Source organism: Pseudovibrio sp. FO-BEG1 (assembly GCF_000236645.1).
Lineage (GTDB): Bacteria > Pseudomonadota > Alphaproteobacteria > Rhizobiales > Stappiaceae > Pseudovibrio.
Genome location: NC_016642.1, coordinates 4,444,974 through 4,465,134, shown reverse-complemented (window position 1 = coordinate 4,465,134; position 20,161 = coordinate 4,444,974). Strand labels below are relative to the sequence as shown.

Below are 20,161 nucleotides of genomic sequence, written 5' to 3'. Positions count from 1 at the left end.
TCACAGCGGAGATGCAATAACTTATGCGGCCTGCCCAACAAAAAAGGCTCCTGAAAATCTCAGGAGCCTTTTTTGATTTTTAGCGCTTTACTGCAGCTTAGTCGAAGCGGCCGCTGGCGTGAGCGAGCATGGTGTAGACCTTGCCAGTATCAGAGGTCAGGTATGTCTGACCGAGCTGATTGTCGCTGTCGCTTCTGGAGACCTGTGACAGAAGTTGCTCGAAGTCCTGAATGTAACGCTCGACAGCGCTGCGGAATTCAGGATCACGACCGTACTTCTGGCGGATCTCATCGAAGGTCTGCTGACCTTGCAGGGTGTACAGGCGACGGGTGAAGACGTCGCGCTCACCGCGCTTGTAACGCTCCCACAGGTCCACAAAAGTTTCATGATCAACTGCACGAGCAATGTCCATGCTCAGGGAGTTGAGGGATTCAACCATGTGCTGTGGGGTGCGTGCGTTTGCTGTGTCGTGTGCGTGTCCGCCCATGCCGTCTTCATCGTCGGAAGCGCGGCGGAGCAGGTCGCTGATCCAGCCCTTGGATGTGCCGTTTCCCTGTTGTACTGCTGCCGGCGTTGCCTGCGGACGCTTAGCGCGCGGGGCAGGGGCTTCCATGCGGCGTGGAGACGGGGACATACGTGCAGGCTTTGCACCGGTTGCCGCAACCTGCTGCAGGGTTGGTGCTTCAGCTGCTGCGTACTGACCGGCTGCTGCCACAGCTGCAGGAGCTGCGTTGACTGCGCGTGCTGGCTCAGCTGGTGTGGATACATCGAACTGAGAGGACTGGCGGGAGACGATGCCGGAGAGTTCCTCCAGTGCCTTCACCTGTTCACTCACGATGCGGCGCAGTGCGGAAGTGGATGCTTCTGCTTCATCCGGCAGTGCCAGAATACCTGCGTTGAGCTCAGAGCGGGTTGCTTCCAGTTCCTGATGAACGGAGCGGGCTACATCGCGCATACGTGCTGTGGCGTCGGTAAAGCGCTCAGATGCTTCAGTCACGGTGGACTTCATGTCATGAAGGATATCATCGTGTGCGGCTTTAACTGCATCACGTGCCTTCTGACCTTCCATGCCAGCGGTCATGCGCATGCTTTCGAACTGCTCAGTCACAGACTTGGTTGCAGCTTCTGCTGCAGCACGGAGCATGCCGGACACTTCACGCGCCTTGTCGTCAGCAACTTCAAGCGTGTCACCAAGGGTGTTGGTGTAGTTCGCCATGAGCACTTCAACATCCTGAGTTTTCTTGATCAGGGTGTCCGCAACCATCTCGATTGCCATGCGGCGGTCTGTGAAGCGGCTATCAACATGGGTGTTGGTCGCTTCCAGATCGGAGATGGCCTGACCGAGAAGTTGGTTCTGGTCTTCCATACGGCCTGCGATCTTGGCAGCGTCTGCAAGCACAGTGTGTGTTGTGTTGCGGAGCTGGCCAACCTGCGCCTCGATGGTGGCGTTTGCAGCTTCGGTCTCAGTGACTGCACGGTCGATCGCGGTTCTGAACTCACCTGCGCGGTTTGCCAGATTGGTTTCAACTTCAGACAGGTTCTCGCTTGCAGAAGCAAGGATCTGACGGAGGCTGCCGTTGGATGCGTTCAGGCGTGTCAGGATCTCAGAGACGTCTGTTTCAAGACGCTCTTTGGTACCTGTCATCACGTTCACAGCCATACGGGTGCGATCTTCGATGGTGTTGCCGATGCCGTCGATGGTTTGTGTCAGCGCCTCGGTTGCCACTGCGCCCTGACGGGTCACGGTGTCTGCAACTTCCTGACCCTTCGTGGAGACTGCATTGAGCAGGACGTTCATGTCGGCCTGCATGCGTTCACGGCTGTCATCCATACGGGTGGTTGCGATGGTGCTGCGCTCGTCGATTGCGGTGACGATCTTATCGCCAGCCTCAACCAGATCACGTGTTGCCTGCAGACCGTTCTGTGCGAAGCGGTCAGAGACTTCACGGCCCTTCACGGCAACCGCATCCAGAATTGCGTTCTGAACTTCATTGACGCGTGTAGTGAGGTCGTGAGCCCGGTTTTCGATAGCGAGGATAAGTTCGCTGCCATCCTTGCCGATGATTTCGGAGAGCTCAGCAGAGCGGCTGCCGAAGGCATCGTTGAGGTTTTCGGCTTTAACCAGCAGCTCGTCTGCCACGGACTTGACGCGGGTGGACAGGGTGCCAGCTGCTTCTTCGATAGTGGTGAAGACGCGGGAACGAACTTCGTCGGTTTCGCCTGCCAGAAGCTTGCGAACGTCTTCTGCAGATTCTGCAAGGATCGTCTTGGAGCGCTCGCTTTCTGCGGAGAGGCGGCCAGTAACCAGCTCGATGGTCTGGGACAGGTCGCCACGGACCTTGTCGCTTTCGCCAGTAAGGGCGCCAGACATTTCGGCCAGTGTTGCGGTGTACATGGCACGGGCGTTTTCGCTTTCCACGGCCAGTGCATTTGCTGCCTGTGCCACGGTTGCCAGAACGCGCTGTGCGACCTCGTCACCTTCCTTGGTAAGCGTTCCGCGGACGTTCGCCATGGCATCGGAAACAGCTGCAGCTGCTTTCTCGCCTTCGCCTTCCAGAGAATTGCGGGCTTCGCCGATGGAGTTGGAAACGATTTCCTGCAGACGCTCGCCTTCTTTGCTCAGGGTGCCGGAAAGCTGCTCTACGGAGCTGACAACCTTTTCGGTTGTGAGGTCACGTTCCTGAGCAAGGCGATCGGATGCCTGACCAACGACTTCGAGGATGAGTTCGCGAACACGGGTACTTTCGGAGCCAAGGGAAGAGGTTGCCTCTGCCATTGCACTTGTAAGTGTGGTCGCTGCCTTCTCGCTCTCGTCTCCCATAGTGGTGGAGATTGCTTCGAGGCGATCGGTGAGGATCGTTTCGAGAGCTTTGGAGCGGCTGTCGAGGGTTTCTGCAACTTCGAAGACCTTGGAACCGAGAGAGACGTTGATCTCTGCCACCTGCTCGGAGAGAGCGTCGGTGAGGTTCTTGGACTGCTGAACGATGATGCTGCCAGCTTCTTCCAGACGGCTGTCGAGAGCTTCGTTGATCTCTGTCTGACCATCGTGGAATGCTTTTGCAATCTCGCGGGTGCGGGAAACCAGAGTTTCGGAGATTTGCTTGGCGCGTGCGTCCAGAGCCTGATCAATGCGCTCGGTACCGGAGGACAGGGACTCGGAGAGATGCTCTGCGCGGTCAGTAATGACTGTAGCAGCAGCCTCAACCTTGTCGCCCACAGCCTGATCGAAGGTGGATAGGCTTGTAGAGATTGTCTCTTCGATTGCTTCGGAACGCTGAGCGAGGATTTCGCCGATCTTCTCTGCACGGTTGGAGAGGGAAACGCCAACTTGCTCCACGCGCTCGGAAAGATTGACCGCGATGATGTCGGTGCGATCTTCGAGGATCTTGGAGATGGACTGGGTTTTCTCTTCCAGAGTGCTTGCGATGATGCCGGTGCCCTGTTCCACAGCGTCGGCCAACTTGGTAGTGCGGCTTTCGATGGTTTCGGTAAGGGCTGCTGCGCGGGTATCGAAGCTCTGTTCGAAGGTGGAGGTGCGTTCTTCCAGTTTCGCGTCGAGGGACTCGATGCGGCTGTCGAAGGATGCGCCGATGTTCTGGCTGCGCAGGTCGATGGACTGAACGAGATCGGAACCGCTTTCGGTAACAACCTGCTCCAGTTCTGCCAGCTTGCTTGCCAGACCGTCGTTGAGGGCGCGGCCACGGATGTCGAGGGTTTCGGTAATGCGATCGCCGATTTCGGTCAGATCTGCCGTTACGCGCTCACCACGAGAACCGATGAGGTAGGCCAGCTGTGTACCGGTGTCAGCCAGTTTGTCAGCCAGTTCCTCAGTGCGCAAGCCAAGTGCGCCGGTGATGTCGGATGTTGTGCTTTCAAGAGCGGTCTTGAAGGCGGAAGTCTGTTTGCTGATGGTGTCAGCCACTTCTGCGCCACGCTCTGCCAGGCGCTGATCCAGCTCAGCACCGTTGATGGTGATGCTTTCGTAGATCTGAGTGCTGACGTTACCAAGACGATCAGCCAGCTCGCCGCCGCTGACAGTGATGGTGGTGCCGAGTGTGTTTGCAGTCTCGTCCAGACGGGTTGCGATGTCGCCACCACGCAGGGAGAGGTCAGCAATGATGCTTTCACCTGCACCGCGCAGTACTTCGGAAACCTCGGTGGAGCGGTTGGACAGAGTGTCGATGAAGTCGGTGCACTGAACAGCGATTGCTTCGTTGATCTCGCGACCACGGTTTGCAATGCCTTCTGCTGCCTGTTCGCCGGTTGCGCGCAGGGCAGTGTCCAGGTTGGTCACACGTTCGTCGACAACGCCCATCATCTCTTCGGTGCGGCCAGTGATCGTGTCGATCAGGCGGCCACTTGTAAGAGACAGGTTGGCATTGATTTCTTCGCCGCGTGTAAGGATCTCGTCGGAGAGGCGAGTGCTTGCGGAGGAGAAGTGCTCGGTGATGCCGGAAATGGATGTTTCCAGAGTCTCATGCAGCTGTGCGTTTGCGCTGCCGAACTGATCGGAAACCGTTGTGACTGTCAGGTTCAGCGTATCGGTCAGCTGAGTGTTGGCCGTGTTGACGGTCTCGTTCAGGCTGCTGACGCCAGTGTCCATGATCGTGGAGATCTGGGAGCTTGCAGAACCGACAGTTTCGTTGAGGCTGCCAACACCAGCGTCCAGAGTTTCGGACATGATGGTGTTTGCAGTCTTGACGGCATCTGTCAGGCTGCCAACGCCGCTGTCCATGACAGTGGAGATCTGGGAGCCTGCTGCATTGACTGTTTCGCTGAGCGTAACAACGCCACCGTCTAGCGTCTCGGAGATCTGCTCTTTTGCACCAGAAACAGTTCTGCTGAGGCTGGAAACACCGTCTTCCAGAGCGTCTGTGATGTTGGCGGTTGCGCCAGAAACAGAAGCTGTGAAGTTGGATGCGCTAGCGTCCAGAGTTTCTGTCAGCTGAGCAGACGCACCGTAAACGCTCTCGTTAAGATTGGTTACGCCGCTTTCCATTGTTTCTGCAATGGCAGCGGTGCTATTGGTGACAGTCTGAGAAAGAAGCTCAACGCCGCTGTCCAGAGACTGGGAGAGTTCGCCGCTGACGCCATCAACTGTACGGGTGATGGTGTCGACGCTGCCCTTCAGGGTCTCGGTCAGGTTGTCGTTTGCTGTTGTGATCTTCTCGGTGACTTCGTTGGAAGCGGTGAGAAGTGTAGTTGTCAGCTCAGAACCTGCGGTTTCGACGCTCTGGTTGATGGAAACAACGCCAAGGTTCATTGTTTCGGTCAGAGTATCGTTTGCGCTGTTGATCTGGTCTGTAACAGTAGAGGTGGTCGCTGCCAGAGCTTCGGAAAGCTCGGTGCTTGCTCTTGTTACGCTTGTGGTCAGCTCGGTTACGCCATTGGAAAGAACGGCGCTGACCTGAGAGCTTGCGCCTTCTGCTGCGGAGCTGATGGACTGTACAGAAACATTGAGGGTTTCTGTGAGGGTCGCATTCGCTTCTGTAAGCTGCTCGCTGACAGTAGATGTGGTGATGACCAGTGTCTGTGCCAGCTCGGAGCTGGTTTCGGAAACGCTGGTGGTGAACTCGGACAGACCGTTGGTCAGTGTGGAGTTCAGCTCTGTGTTTGCAGCGCTGATCTGGCCAACAACTTCGCCGGATGTGGTGACCAGAGTTTCGGTCAGATCGGAACTTGCACCTACGAACTGGGCAGTCACAGAAGAGACGGTCTCTTCGATGGATGCGGTCAGTTCAGTACCCTGCGCCTGCAGAACGCCTTTCATAGCTTCTGTCTGGTCAGTGATGGTTGCAGACAGTTCTGCGCCAGCTGCGCCGAGTGTTGCGTTCAGTGCGTCGCCGCGTTCTGCCAGCAAGTCGCTGATTTCGTTGCCGCGCGCAGAGAGGCCTTCAACGATCTCGGTACCAGTGGTGGACAGGGTTGCGGTGATTTCATCGCTGCGGCTTGCCAGATTATTGACAAGTTCCTCAGATGTCTCAGAGAGGCGGCTGTTCAGATCAGAACCGCGCTCGGTGAGGTTATCAATGAAGGAGTTCGCAGTTGAGGAGAACTCTTCATTAATAGAAGAGCCACGCTCATGAAGTGTTTCAGAGAGCTTGGAACCGGTTTCAGAAAGAGTTTCAACCAGTTCGGAGCCAGTTGATGTAAGACGCTCAACGTAATCGTCGGAACGGATGGTCAGCGAGGAGACCATTTCGCTTCCGGCTTCCGTGAAGCTGTCGGTGACTTCTGAGACGCGGGTTTCCAGCTTGCTGTTCATCTGCTCAAGCATAGAGTCGATCGAACCGGTGAGGCGTTCCCGGGCGCGATCAACGGAGGAGGCGAAATCCTCTGAAGTATTTGCGAGCTGTGAAGCAAGGTTTTCGTGGGAGCCGGAGATGGTTTCACGCACCAGTTCCGCGTTGGCCTGAATGGCCTCACGCTGGCTGACGAGCTCTTCCACCAAACGGCGAATTTTCAGTTCGTTGTCATTATATGAGTTCTCAAGGGAAGACACTTCCTTATGGATGAGAACTTCCAGCTCACTGGCACGGGCAATTGCGCGTTCAATACCGTCGCCCATGGCAGCGGCTTCGCGGCGGATCGCCTGACCAACGTTGAGGATGCTTTCTTTTGCAACATCTTCCGGCTCAGCCAGACGAAGCGCAACTTCTGTCATGCCCCGTGCGACGTTGCGCATTTCCTGTGCGCGCCAGAACATGAGGGCCATAACCCAGACAAAAGCGATTGGAACAACAATAAAGACGGAAACGAGAACCAGTGTCGGGTTTTCGAATACGCCTGCGAATGAAGATGACTTTTCGAGCTGCTCAGCAAATGCGCCCCAGGACATTGCAAGGCCGAGGCTGGCCCAGACAACGGAGACTGCAAATGCGAACCAGAACGGAGCTGCAGACGGCTTGCGCTGCAGAGCAAACATCAAAGAGCCAATGGACTGGCGATCATCGTTGCTTGCTGTTGGCGGGCGGCCACCACGGCCACGCTTGCGAACCTGTCTCGGTGCCTGATTTTCTTCTACAAGCTGAGCCAGTTTTTTATCAGTGGAAGGCGCAGTGGTTGCAGCCTCCTTTGCAGGGCTAGCCGACATCTGCGGTGTGTCCGCACTCGTGCTTTCCTGTTCGCTGGATAACATTGACTCCTGTGGAGCGCCAAAATCAGCCTGAAGGGCTTCTTCTACCGCTGACAGAGCCACTTCCGATGGAGCTTTCGCCTTCGGGGTGTTCGCCATATCTCGCCTCGCGTCCGTACTCTCTACTTGCCGGTCGTCAGCACATCATTTCGCCTTTTGTGCCGGCGCCGTCACCACAAGGTGTCTGCCTTACGCGAAAAGCGCTCCTCCCAAACAGAAACGCATTTTCAGACAACAATGGGTTTGGCCCCATACAATCCGACAGCTCTGAATTGAGAGCACCGCCGAACTTCTAGGGCCAAAAACAGGGAGTTTTCAGAATCAAAGCGGACCGTTAATGTTAACGGTGCATTAAGATTTAGATTTCCCCACCTTGCAGCTACCCTTAACCTAATGGCACAATCCGGTGGACTGTACAACAGAAGTTGCCGGGATTTTTAGGTGCCCTACGATAAGTCACAGGCAGCATTTTTGGGGGGAACTCACTATGGCTAATCGCGAAAATTCTCCAGTCAGTTCTAAAGGTCCCAATCGGCCGAGTCCTACACAACTCAAATGGTTAAGGCGAGGTCTTAACGAAGCAGGTGGAAAGTTGCCGCTGTTTGATGAGAGCGGTCGACAAGTGCCAGCTGCAACTGTGCGGGCGTGTGTTGCGGCAGGGTGGGCGGAGCCTTGGTTTTCCAACCCATTGAAGCCCGATTGGCTCATATGCAAGCTGACTGACAAGGGACGCGAGATGCTGGAACGGGATGGTAATTCGAAAAATCTTGTTAACCATCTTTAACAGAGCACCTTGTCAATTTTAACGTGTGATGGCAGTGAAGGCTGGTGGCGGGGCTGCGAGTCTAGATTTGAATCTGGGCAGTAGGATGTTGTTAACCATAAAATAAAAACCTGTGTTTTCTTTTGGGGAATAGATTCCGTTGCCTATGGGAAATGAGGGGTAGAGTCACTGCAGAGTCATAGCGGTGGCGGGTTTTGAGTCACTCAAGCGAATCAACTTTCCGAATAACTTGATAACTTTGAGTCACTTGGCTGTGTTTGGAGGCGTGGCGTCAACTTGGCACTGGAACTACATAAAACTACAAGTGCAATATGCAGGGATCACTTCTCTTCTGTGACGTTTGATGACCCGGATTTGCAAGGTCAGATCCTGGAGATGTTTGAGGAGCAGATCGATGAGTTCCGTCGGGGCTTGCAAGGCTCGTCAAGTGCTGAGGTGCTGAAAGCTGTACTGCATCGCTTTAAAGGATCAGCGCGCGGCGTTGGTGCCTTTGCTCTGGGTGATGCGCTGGAGCATGCTGAGCATGAGGCTGCTGGAGGGCAGGTACCAGTGCTTGTAACTGTCGAAGCTTGTCTTGATGCTGTGTCCGCTGAGCTTCAAGTGCTGCGTAATTCGTGACGTGAAACTGGCTGCGCGGGTTTGACCATAAGGTCTGGCTCAGAAGTTCTTGAATAGCTGGGCGCCTGCATGTATCTGAAGACAACAGAATAAGCCAATCAGGGTCGGGACGACTTTAAATATGCCAAAGATTACTTTCATCACCTCATCAGGTGAAAGCCATGAGGTGGATGCTGCTGCTGGTTCTACCGTTATGGAGAACGCGATTAAGAACATGGTTCCTGGAATTGAAGCGGAATGTGGTGGTGCCTGCGCTTGCGCGACCTGTCATGTGTACGTGGACCCAGCATGGAATGACAAGACTGGCGAACCTGAGCCAATGGAAGAGGATATGCTCGACTTCGCTCAGGACGTTCGTGACACTTCCCGTCTTTCCTGTCAGATCCGTGTGACAGACGAGATGGATGGTCTGGTGGTTCATATCCCTGAGAGCCAGAGCTAAGCTGCAGCTTAAGAGTTTAAATGAAAAAGGCTGGTCCGATTGGGCCAGCCTTTTTTGTTGCGTATCGTGAAGGGCTTACTCGGCGCCGACGGCCTGTGGTTGGCGACCTGAGACCCACACGGTTTCCATACCCGGCTCAGGATGGCGGGGGATCATGCGGCTCAGGATCAGGCTGATGGCAGCCATGGACGCGCCTGCGATGAACACCAGAGCAGGTGAGAACAGCCAGATGGTGCCGAAGACAACCGGGATCACCACTGCAGCGATGTGGTTGATGGTGAAGTCCACGGCAGATGTTGGTGCAATGTCTGCCGGGTCTGCGATCTTCTGGAAGTAAGTCTTCATGGCGATGGCCATTGCGAAGAATGCATGGTCGATCACGTAGAGCGCGCCTGCAACCCAGACGTTGGTGACGAAGGCATAAGACAGGAACACGATGATCAGGCCGATGTACTCGCAAGTCAGCGCAGTTCGTTCGCCGACGCGACCGATAAAGGCGCCGATCTTGGGAGCGAGGAACATGTTGATGGCGCCGTTCAGCAGGAACAAGGCTGCAACTTCATGCACTTCGTAGCCAAAGCGTTCCACCATCAGGAAGCCTGCAAAGACGGTGAAGATCTGACGGCGCGCGCCACTCATGAAGGTGAGGGCATAATACAACCAGTAGCGTTTGCGCAGGATCAGCTTTTTGTGCTGCTCAACGTGGGCTTTGTATTTTGGGAAGGCAACTGCTGCGAAGATGGTCAGCGCCATGCCGGCAATTCCTGCCCAGAGGAAGACTTGCTCATAGGACAGATCAAAGGTCTTCCAGCTGAGCATGATTGTGCCGTAGATGCACAGAGAGACCAGAGACGAGACAGCGATGATCTTGCCGAGCAGGGCCGGTGCATCCTTCTTTGGCAACCACTGCAAAGACAGAGACTGCTTGAGCGTCTCGTAGTAGTGGAAGCCGAAGGACATGATGAGGGTGGTGGCGTAAAAGCCGATTGCGGATGGGAAGTAGCCGGTGATCGCAATGCCGAAGCCCATCAGGCCCAATGAAATCAGCGTGAAGGTCTGCTCTTTGAAGATGAGCAGCATGAAGATAACGGTGAACGCCAAAAGGCCCGGGATCTCGCGGATGGATTGCTGAATACCAATTTCCTGACCGGTGAAGCCGAGTGTGTTCACTGCGAAGTTGTTGATGAGGTTCCACCACACAGAAAATGAAAGCTGTGAGGCGACCGTGAGAACCAGCAAAAATACAAAGGGTGAGCGCCAGTCGGCTCTGATGTCTTTAATGATATTCAACATGGTGCTTCGTTCTTATGAAAAGGTTTTGCAATTAAGTAAGCGAAAAGTTTGTTTACGTGATAGCACTAGTTTGCCAAAAAATGTTTTGGAGTCGCCAAGAGGTGTTCGATGCCTATTCACGCTGATGTTTACATGGATCCGCATGAGGTGGATCGCCCGCAACCCATTGTTGCTTATGCGGTAGATATGCCCATTGGAGGGCAGGGGCAGCCGCATTCACATGCGCGTGGTCAGTTGGTTCACATCATGCAAGGCGCGACCACGGTGTTCACCGAGGAGGGTACGTTTGTTGTGCCGCCGGAGCGGGCAGTGTGGGTTCCGGGTGGGATGATGCATCGAACGGTCTACCCTGTCAAAACCCAGTTCCGAAGTCTGTACTTGCGTGAAGATTGGTCTGCACGGCTCTCTGATAAGCCAGTGGTGGTGCAGGTAACACCGCTGCTGCGTGAGTTGATACAGGAGCTCATGGCAGCGCCTAGGGATTATGCGCTTGATGGGCCTGTTGCGCGGATTGCTCAGGTGATTGTTGATCAGCTGAAGAGTTTGCCGGATGCGCCGTTACAGCTGCCTATGCCGGTCAATCATGCGCTGCTGAAAGAGCTTTGTCAGTCGATCCTGTCTTGCCCGGCGCATTTGCCAAGTCTTGCAGATGCAGCGGAACGGACATGTATGTCTCAGCGGACGTTTGAACGGCGGTTCTTTGATGAGACGGGCTGGAGTTACCGGAAGTGGTGCGGGCAGGCGAAGTTGTTTCGTGCGCTGGAGTTGCTCTCAGCAGGGCGAAGCGTGGGTGATGTGGCCTTCAAGCTTGGCTATGAGGGGCCAAGTCCGTTTATCTCACAGTTTCGCAAGGCGTTTGGTACGACACCGGGCAAGTACTTCAAGCCGCAGTAGTCGTTATTTGCCGCCGCTGCAGGAGCGGATAAAGTCACGAACTGGCTTTGCGCTGCCTTTGAGGCTGACGTTGTACGTCGCGTAACCGCCCAGGTTGACCTTAAGCTCATTGTCTCGTGCCATCCGGTTCCAGAGTGAGGAGCCGTTGCTTAGGGTGAGAAGCGGTAGGGAAACGCCGGCTTCCGGATCCAGTGCGCTGCCGACACCGACATAGCTTTCCTTGAAGCGTTTGGTGCTTAGTGAGATCAGGATGCTGTCGCCCGGCTTAAGTGCTGGAACTGTTGACTGGAACATGATTTCGATATCGCCGCTGCCAGCTATGCAACGGGCATAAAAATCGGTGTCGTCGGTTTCTGGTACACCATGAACAAGCACTTTGTTGTTATCACCAGTCGGTAGTCCAGATACCCAAACATACGCGCCGTCAAAACCATTCAGCGGTGCTTTTTCATTCAAGAACTTATCCGGATTTGGCAGAAGGTCTTGCGTAATGAGGTCGGTGTTTTGCTCATGGAACACAAAGTGCTGAGCGGTTCTGCCGCTGCTGTTGAGTGCGCAGGAGAAGTTGAAGGGCACATACATGCCCTGACTTTGGTAAACACCGCGACCTGCCAGCTTGTCGCCCGTGCGCACCAGCACAGGCTTCTGGTTCAGCTGGTCATTTGTGAACGTACCAAGGCCCAGATAGACAGGAGGCAACTCTGAAAGGGAGTTCTTAGTGGCAATGATTTTGCTGCCAAGCTTGGAGCAGGCGCGGCGGGCGTTCCAAAGAGGTTCTGCTACGCTGATTACAAGATCATCTTCCGGAGCGATCTCGCTGTTTTCCAGTGGTGGCAGGTCTTGTGTCACCACTTGTGTTGGTGGGGCAGCTTGCGGAGAGCTGCTGTCCCGCTTCAGCTTGTAGTAACAGGCCTTCCGAGCAGCCGGGTCTGGATCTCCGAAGAAGTCAGTTCGGCAGTGAACATCGCCCTCAGCGGTCTTCTCGTAGAAAGCGCCGGGTCTGCCAAAGCGAACAGTCGTCGGGTATGGCAGTTCGCAGACCTGAAACTCCAGTGCGCACTTGCGCCAGCCATCTTTGGTAAACTCGGGAAGTTGCGGGATCGGGGTGATCACACCGCCAGAACTTGCTGACTTTACTGGTGTTTTGAGCGCAGATGATGTTGCGCTGACTGTGTTCACGCTTTTGCGGGAATATGGTTTGTTGCCCACATAGAAGATGCCTGCACAGCCTTTGTCTGTCCAAAGGTGTGATGGGACCACTCCCCAACTCTCGTTGAGCTTACACAGTGCATTGGATGTTTGGCGCAGAAGCTGGACGTAGTTGCGGTTGGCGTTCGAGATTCTGCACTTGGTGTAAGCAGCGTTCTCAGAAGCGCAGACGACGACGTTGGTTTCGTCCAGGCGGTCTGGCGTGTTGGCAATGTGGTTTGCCGTTGATGGCCGATGTGTTGGATCGCTGCGATGAATATTCTCCCCATCATGTTGCTGGGTGAGTGTGTTGGTCAGGCAGTCGATAAACTCTGGGCTATCCAGCGATGCATCTGTCTTATCCAGGCAGCTTTCTATGATCAGCGCCGGGATGAGTGAGTTGATCGGCGGGATAGTTGTTGCGTTGGCGTTGGCTACAAGTAAGGGTGCAATGAGGGCGAGAGTGCCCGCAGATTTCCTTGTGAACAGTTGCCACATATTAGATTTGCTCACAGCATAGCCTCTCTTAGCTCGTCTGGTGCACTTGTTGCCTAACGCAATCAGCTTGCGCCCAGCTTAAAGCTTTGCGCCTCGTCTTCTCCAAAACGGCAAGGAAACGCGCTGCAGCTGAGCACATGGTGCTGTCTAAATCTCAAAGCTATTCGCAGTCTAGTTGTAAAAGTACAAAAGAGGGAAGTTAAATACTTAGTGTTGTTAGCGTACAAGCTCCTTCATAGCAGAATCCAGCCCTTCCAGTGTCAGGGGATACATACGCTGATCAAACAGTTCTTTCATCATGCCGATGGAGTGGGTGTAATCCCAATGCTGCTCGCGCACCGGATTGAGCCAGACGGCCTTTTGGTAAAGGTCGGTGACGCGCTTAATCCAAGTGTGACCGGCTTCTTCGTTCCAGTGCTCAACAGAACCGCCCGGATATGTGATCTCGTAGGGGCTCATGGATGCGTCGCCGATGAAAATGACCTTGTAATCACTTGGGTACTTGTGGAGCACATCCATGGTGTTGATGCGCTCAGTGTGGCGACGGCGGTTGTTCTTCCAAACGAACTCATAGAGGCAATTGTGGAAGTAGAAGTACTCCATCACCTTGAACTCAGTCTTGGCGGCAGAGAACAGCTCCTCGCAGACGCGAATGTGGTCATCCATTGAGCCGCCGATATCAAAGAACAACAGCACCTTGACTGCATTGCGTCGTTCCGGTCGCATGTGGATGTCGAGCAGGCCTTTGTGAGCTGTGGATTTGATGGTGTTGTCTAGGTCCAGCTCATCCGCTGCGCCGGTTCTGGCGAACTTGCGCAGGCGCTTCAGGGCAACCTTGATGTTGCGGGTGCCCAATTCAACGGTGTCATCCAGATCTTTGAACTCACGCTTGTCCCAGACTTTGACGGCGCGGCGGTGGCGACTGCCATCCTGTCCAATGCGGATGCCTTCAGGGTTGTAGCCATAAGCGCCAAACGGGGACGTGCCACCCGTTCCGATCCACTTGTTGCCGCCCTGGTGGCGTTCTTTCTGCTCTTCGAGCCGCTTTTGCAGCGCTTCCATGAGCTTTTCAAAGCCGCCCATGGATTCAATGAGTTTCTTTTCTTCTTCACTCAGGTGTTTTTCGGTGAGTTTGCGCAGCCATTCCTCGGGGATTTCCGTGGTTGGGACTTCGCTCATCAGATCAAGGCCATTGAACGTGTGTCCGAAGACCCGATCAAACTTGTCCAGATTGGCTTCGTCTTTGACCAGTGTGGCACGAGCGAGGAAGTAAAAGTCCTCGACGCGCTTGTAGGCAAGGTCAGCGTCCAGTGCTTCCATAAGCGTTAGATATTCGCGTACGGAGACGGGCAGGCCAGCGGATTTGAGCTCTTCGAAAAACTGAATAAACATGGGGTTACACTATGCGATAGGGCTGTGTGGTGTCGAGAGTGCATTTGACACCTTAGGCAAAAGCATAGGGATCAGTAAGAGCCTCTGGCCCAATCGATTGCTTTGGCCAGTTGGAGCTCCACGAAGTCACTTTTGCCTTCACGGTATCCGACTACATCACCGTTGACGTCTTGTGCCGTTTTCTTCTTCAGGTGCGCATACTTTTCACGCACTTCCGGGTGGGCTTTCAGGTAGTCACGAAAGGCGAGATGGCGATAGACGTGCGGATCGCCGGTTTTGAAGGCGTGGAGGTGATGTGTGCGGTCGTCTCCACCTTTCTCAAAATAGCGACGACCTTTGATGCCGTGTTCGCCCTTCGCGACATAGCCGATGTTGATGAGCTTTGCGGACTGAGTTTCAAGCGCTTCAATATCCGAAACTTCTAAGAGGATGTCGATGATCGGTTTGGCTGCAAGGTCTGGCACGGAAGTGCTGCCTATGTGGTGGATGCCTTCGACGATGTCTCCGAGAAGATCGTGCAGGATCTCCTGTTCTTGTTGGAAATCCTCTGCCCATCGGGCCTGTGCGTCTACCACTTTGACTTTGCGTGTGATCATCGCTCTGCCTGCCGTTGTTGTGCCTTATGCGCCCTGAACATAGCAAATGCCTAGGAGATGTGCAGGGCTCTGTCAGATCCTCGTTAATCTTGGTCTACAACCTCATCTGGGGCAGATTTTGTTATCTCACTCATTAGTTCTGTCAGAGAAGGGCCCTTAGTTGCGATGAACGGAGCCGGGCGGCAGGTCTGAATGGCGGCTACACCAATGCGGGCGGTAAGGAAGCCGTTGACCAAACCTTCGCCCAAGCGGGCGGAAAGTTTTGCCGCCAGACCCTGGCCGATGAACTGTTCCAACAAGCTGTCACCTGCAGCCATACCGCCTGTTACGGCAAGATGGGCGGCTACATCTCGCGCCAGTCTCCAGAAGCCTAAAGCGCCGGGACGAGCACCATAGAGGCGGGAAATACGGCGTACGATGCGCAGGTTTTCGTAGAGTACGATCAGAATATCGACGAGCGCGCGCGGGGACAAGGCAGTCACCACAGATACACGCTTTGCGCTTTCCATAACGATCAGGCGAGCGCGGGCATCAAGCGGTGCCATCAGATCGCGTTCCGCGAGCTTAACGAGATCTCTGCCGTCGATGATCTCCTGCATATGCCCTTTCAGCTGAGTGCGGCCATGGGCTGTTTCAGGTCGGTCAGCATAAAGCGCCATCAATTTGTGCAGGGCTGCGCGAGCTTCTTTATCGCTGTCGTTGTCGGCTGCGGTTTGCAGATCGTCGCGGATATGGTCGATCTGTTCCAGCCGCGAAAGTGCGCGCCATTCCTTGAAGAACAGGCCGATCAAACCGAGGAATGCCAGTGCTGTCAGGCCAACAGCTGTCCAGCCTAGCCAGTCATAGCGGGCGAACAGGTCTCTGATGAGGCTGTCTACAGCAAGACCAACGGCAAGTGAGACGAGGCCGCCGCCGCCAATTGCAATGATCTTACTCCAGCGGCTTTTTGCTGGTTTGGGCTCCGGTGCAATAGCGCTTTGCGGTAGCGCCAGCGCGCTTTCACTTTCCTCTGAGATTACAGCTTCAGAAGAAAGTGGTTCATGGGCGAACTCTCCTTCCAGCCGGACGGAGCTGTCATCCAGTTTGAATGCCTTGGGCGCGCGGCGCGCCTGTGGCTTGTGCTGATGTGTTTTCTTGTTGGTCATGCAAGTTTATCTCCCAGCAAGAACTCCATAGCGCTGTCCAAGCGGATGTGAGGGAGTGATAATGTAAGTCCTTCTGCAGTTCGTTCCAGCTTGGGAGGGCGGAAACGAACATACTTCAGTGCGGTCTGATCTTCTGGTTTGTCCTGGTCTTGTTCTGCCGTGAAAAGGTCGCTCAGGTCATCTGGTAAGTCACCAGGGAAGATTGCGGCTTCTTCATCGCCGTCAAATTTCATTGAGCCGATGGTCTCGTTAGGCATTGGCGTGCCGAGTAGCGCAGGTGTTTCAACACCGTCGTGATGGACGGTTGCTTGCCGTGTTGCTCTGACAGAGGCGAGGGCAAGGGTCTCGACGGAGGCACCAGAGAACTCTGCGCGATTGATTGCTTTTTCGACCAGCTGTTTCAGAAGCATTTCAAGATGATCGTGATCTTCTCGGCGCAAGTGATCTGCTTTGGTTGCTGCAAACAAGATGCGATCGATCTTGCGCGACAGGATCGAGAACAGCCAGCTGGACTTGCCGGGTCTGAAGGCGCCCATGATTTCCGTAAGTGCGCGGCTCAGATCGTCCAGGGCTTCTGGCCCGGCATTGATGGCGGTCAGGGCATCCACGAGCACAATCTGCCGATCCAGACGCGCAAAGTGGTTCTTGAAGAACGGTCTGACGACGTGCTTGCGGTAGGCTTCATAGCGGCGCTCCATAATGGCGAGGAGCGTGCCTGCTTTCGGCTTAACCTGTGTGTTGCCCAGATCCAGCGGCGCAAATGTGAGTGCTGGTGTTTCTTTCATGTCGCCAGGCATGAGGAAACGCCCCGGAGGCAGCATGGAGAGCGCGTTCTCATCATCCCGGCAGCGGCTCAGGTATGTTGTGAACGTGCTGGCTAACTCTTTGGCGACTTCCTCGGAGAACTCATCGTGGAGTTTATCCTGATAACGAGCGAGCGTTTCCAGAAACTCCTTGGAAAGATCTGGTCTTGCCTTGGCTCGGCGGAGCGCTTCCTCTGAGAAGCAGCGGAAATCCTGCCTCAGCAAAGCAAGGTCCAGAAGCCATTCGCCGGGGTAATCGACAATATCGAGATGCAGTTTGCCACCGCCCAGACGGCGGTTCAGGAATGTGGCTGACTCGTATTCGATTGTCAGGCGCAGCTCTGAGATCTGGTGTGTGGACTCGGGCCAGAGGCGATCTTTTGTGAGCGTTTCAACATGCTGCTCATAGTTGAAACGTGGCACGTCGTCATCAGGCTGCGGCTGGAGATAAGCGCGGGCCAATCTTCCTGTGCCTGCAGCGTCCAACAGAGGCAAGCGACCACCTGCGATGAGGTTATGGACGAGGGCAGAGATGAAGACGGTTTTACCGGACCGCGCCAAACCGGTGACGCCCAGACGTACAGTTGGGACTGTCAGATCAATTGCTGAATCCGTCAGATTGTCCAATGCGGTTTGCGCATCGTTCAGGGCCAGCTTCGCGTTTTTAAATAATGAATTCAGTGGGCTCACAGATCATCCTCCAAGGAACGATGTGGTGCGTTCTTTGGAGGAATGCAATCGCAAATGCCTCAATAATTGTAGAGTAAAGCAAAATTTTCCTAGTCAGGAGCCAGAGACAGCCTGCAAGTGTCGCGGCTGGAAGAAGGATACAATCCGGCCTTGTCTGCGTTCTACCTCTGACCAGCGGTGGGCTTCAAAGTCTATAACAGCCAGTGCGCCGGTTGGGTATTTGGCTTCCATCTGGTGGATATACTCTGGGTTGCCTTTGCCAACCAGTTCAAGAGCCGTGTCCTGAATGGCTGTGTTGTGCCCGACAACAAGAATTGTGTCGAACCCACCGCCGTAAGCCCGAATGGCATCGGTGTAGTCGCCTTCGCTGGAGTTGTAGAGATCTCGCAGTAACTGGATACGGGTATCGCAGCGTAGATAAGGCATTACTTCCATGAGTGTTTGCCGGGTGCGCAAGGCGGTTGAACACAGTATGAGTTTGGGATGTAACTGGTGCTGGTGGATGTGAGCTCCGACCCGTGCTGCAGCTTTCCAGCCACTGGAGTTTAGAGCGCGGTCATGATCGTGGACGCCTGCGTCACTCCAGTCTGATTTTGCGTGTCGCAACAGCATTAGGCGAAGCATATGTTACCCTCCAGTTATACGTTATTACTTTATGTTCCTAAGAGGTAGAAACATTCTAAGTTGTATTTATGCTGCTATGCGATATTGCAGTGCAGCAAATATGGATGGACTTATTTGTTTATTACTTGCTTTGTCTCTGTTTGAAACCTACATGCTTTTTTTGTGATTTGGAAGTCGATAGTATTCCCCTAATAGTATGGGGTTTTTGTCTCATAATTACTGAAATATTTATTGGTGATGCATGCATTATTTAATGCAGCATTTTCATCTTTTAAACGACAATGTAGGTGCTTGCTTGGGGCTTTGCTTTGGTGCTTCAGTGAATTGGCATGATTGGTGAGCGATGTGTGATCTGCATTGTATAAACTCCCCGCACGATTTGAGGGAGATTAGTTGCGCTGCTGCTCTTTTTCAATGCGCACTGCCAGCTGCTTAAACAGGGCTCTGATTTTCTCAAGCTCGCTCACAGGTAGATCGCCGGAGATGGATGTCCAGACGGTATAATCTGCACTAGGGGCTGTGTATGCGACAAAGCTCTCAACACGTCCCATGTTCATTGTTGTCTCGGTTCTGAAAGCGACCTCGTTCTGCGGTGTTTTCAGGTTCAGCGGTTTGAAGTGACTTTGGCGATAGCCGCTTTTGAAGTTATTGATGAGTGTGGAGGCGGTTTCTTTTTTGTGACGACGAAAGATAACTTTGATCTCGCCGTTCTCTGTCTCATACACGCAACCGGTACCCAGTTCCTTCAAATCCGGCACCAAAGCAGATCTGGAGAGCTGACTGATATAGTCTGGGCAAAACATGCCGGTGAAATGGGTCAGTGCATCAACATCTTTCCGCCAACCATTGTGCAATGTGTGTGGCTGGTAGAGGAGGCTTTCAGAGATAGTGCTGTTTGCCTGAGCGATTGTTGTGAATGAGCTGCTTAGTAGGACTGCGCAGCTCATCAGTGTCGCCAGAGGAGTGCGCATGCGTGCTGCGAGGCTCAAAAATCTTGCGTTCTTTTGTTTTTTCATTTTCAAGCCAAGCAATCGACGTTAGCGGCGGTTCATGAAGGCGAGGCGCTCAAACAAGTGAACGTCCTGTTCGTTTTTAAGAAGGGCCCCATGTAGAGGCGGAATAATCTTCCGGCTTTCGGTTTCGCGCAGTGTCTCTGGATCAATGTCTTCATTGAGGAGCAGTTTGATCCAGTCCAGCAGTTCAGAGGTCGAAGGCTTCTTCTTTAGGCCCGGCAGGTCTCTGAGGTTATAGAAGGCGTTTAGTGCTTCTTTGAGCAGGCGATCTTTGACCTGACCAAAGTGAACGTTGACGATCTCACTCATGGTCTCTGCATCAGGAAACTTGATGAAGTGGAAGAAGCAGCGGCGCAGGAAGGCGTCCGGCAAGTCCTTCTCATTGTTGGAGGTGATGATCACGATTGGGCGCTGTTTGGCCTTTACGGTTTCACCAGTCTCGTAAACGAAGAACTCCATGCGATCCAGTTCCTGAAGAAGGTCGTTCGGGAACTCGATGTCGGCTTTATCAATCTCATCGATCAGCAGAACCGGGCGCTCGTCCATCTCGAAGGCCGTCCAGAGCTTACCTTTGCGAATGTAATTGCCGATGTCTTTTACGCGCTCATCACCGAGTTGGCTGTCGCGCAGGCGGGAAACCGCATCGTACTCATACAGACCTTGCTGTGCTTTTGTCGTTGATTTCACGTTCCATTCAAGAAATGGGACGCCAAGGCTTTGCGCGATTTCCTGAGCTAGGACAGTTTTGCCGGTTCCCGGTTCGCCTTTTACAAGCAGGGGGCGTTCAAGGGTAATTGCTGCGTTGACTGCGATCCGAAGATCTTCTGTGGCAACGTATTGGGAAGTCCCTTCAAATTTCATTGCTAAATCCTGCTTGAACATCATGATTTGGCGAAAACACTAATCTCTCGATAAGCAATGGGCAATCCCTGCAGGGTTGCGCCATTGGGCTTATCTAGTGGTTTCAGTTCCGAGTGGGCTTCTTTTGTGTCTATGGGAATTATGTGCCGGGTGTGGCGAGTTAATTGCCGGGTTTAGATGGGAAT

General features: G+C 54.0%; 13 protein-coding genes. 3 read left to right on the top strand and 10 right to left on the bottom strand.

What is annotated here, in order from left to right:
* Positions 1–97: 97 nt before the first annotated feature.
* Positions 98–7,234 carry a hypothetical protein gene (locus tag PSE_RS20095; RefSeq protein WP_051125943.1) on the bottom strand — a complete coding sequence of 2,379 codons (7,137 nt, stop codon included), beginning with the start codon at positions 7,232–7,234 and terminating at the stop codon, positions 98–100.
* A gap of 1,018 nt (positions 7,235–8,252) precedes the next feature.
* Here PSE_RS20095 and PSE_RS20090 point away from each other — a divergent pair.
* Entirely contained in the window at positions 8,253–8,537 is a 285-nt protein-coding gene (locus PSE_RS20090; protein WP_014286482.1) for an Hpt domain-containing protein, read from the top strand.
* A 121-nt stretch (positions 8,538–8,658) separates the two neighbouring features.
* Entirely contained in the window at positions 8,659–8,979 is a 321-nt protein-coding gene (locus tag PSE_RS20085) for a 2Fe-2S iron-sulfur cluster-binding protein (protein ID WP_008547474.1), read from the top strand.
* 75 nt (positions 8,980–9,054) lie between these two features.
* Here PSE_RS20085 and PSE_RS20080 read toward each other — a convergent pair whose 3' ends face one another.
* Positions 9,055–10,272: an MFS transporter gene (locus PSE_RS20080; RefSeq protein ID WP_008548131.1), complete on the bottom strand. Its 1,218-nt coding sequence runs from the start codon at positions 10,270–10,272 to the stop codon at positions 9,055–9,057.
* 108 nt (positions 10,273–10,380) lie between these two features.
* Between PSE_RS20080 and PSE_RS20075 the strand changes: the two genes are divergently transcribed.
* Positions 10,381–11,166, top strand: coding sequence for a helix-turn-helix domain-containing protein (locus PSE_RS20075; protein WP_008547555.1), 786 nt, complete (start codon positions 10,381–10,383; stop codon positions 11,164–11,166).
* 3 nt (positions 11,167–11,169) lie between these two features.
* Here the strand turns inward: PSE_RS20075 and PSE_RS20070 are convergent, their stop codons facing one another.
* The 8 genes from PSE_RS20070 to PSE_RS20035 all read right to left on the bottom strand — a co-directional run bounded on the left by PSE_RS20070 (position 11,170) and on the right by PSE_RS20035 (position 19,976).
* Positions 11,170–12,867, bottom strand: coding sequence for a DUF3011 domain-containing protein (locus PSE_RS20070; protein WP_208997997.1), 1,698 nt, complete (start codon positions 12,865–12,867; stop codon positions 11,170–11,172).
* A gap of 201 nt (positions 12,868–13,068) precedes the next feature.
* A complete protein-coding gene (locus tag PSE_RS20065) occupies positions 13,069–14,244 on the bottom strand; it encodes a VWA domain-containing protein (protein WP_014286480.1) in 1,176 nt (391 codons plus the stop codon).
* A gap of 71 nt (positions 14,245–14,315) precedes the next feature.
* On the bottom strand, positions 14,316–14,840 hold the full coding sequence (locus PSE_RS20060) for a GrpB family protein (protein WP_014286479.1): 525 nt from the start codon (positions 14,838–14,840) through the stop codon (positions 14,316–14,318).
* Between the two features lie 83 nt (positions 14,841–14,923).
* Positions 14,924–15,985: a YcjF family protein gene (locus PSE_RS20055; RefSeq protein ID WP_014286478.1), complete on the bottom strand. Its 1,062-nt coding sequence runs from the start codon at positions 15,983–15,985 to the stop codon at positions 14,924–14,926.
* Positions 15,982–17,478, bottom strand: a complete 1,497-nt coding sequence (locus PSE_RS20050; RefSeq protein ID WP_014286477.1) for a YcjX family protein — start codon at positions 17,476–17,478, stop codon at positions 15,982–15,984. The genes PSE_RS20055 and PSE_RS20050 overlap by 4 nt, the downstream gene beginning before the upstream one ends.
* A 93-nt stretch (positions 17,479–17,571) precedes the next feature.
* The gene (locus tag PSE_RS20045; protein ID WP_008547393.1) at positions 17,572–18,102 is read right to left on the bottom strand and encodes a histidine phosphatase family protein; all 531 of its coding nucleotides are present in this window, start codon (positions 18,100–18,102) and stop codon (positions 17,572–17,574) included.
* Between the two features lie 389 nt (positions 18,103–18,491).
* The gene (locus PSE_RS20040; RefSeq protein ID WP_208997996.1) at positions 18,492–19,118 is read right to left on the bottom strand and encodes a hypothetical protein; all 627 of its coding nucleotides are present in this window, start codon (positions 19,116–19,118) and stop codon (positions 18,492–18,494) included.
* 21 nt (positions 19,119–19,139) lie between these two features.
* Positions 19,140–19,976 carry a MoxR family ATPase gene (locus PSE_RS20035; RefSeq protein ID WP_041768704.1) on the bottom strand — a complete coding sequence of 279 codons (837 nt, stop codon included), beginning with the start codon at positions 19,974–19,976 and terminating at the stop codon, positions 19,140–19,142.
* Positions 19,977–20,161: the final 185 nt, after the last annotated feature.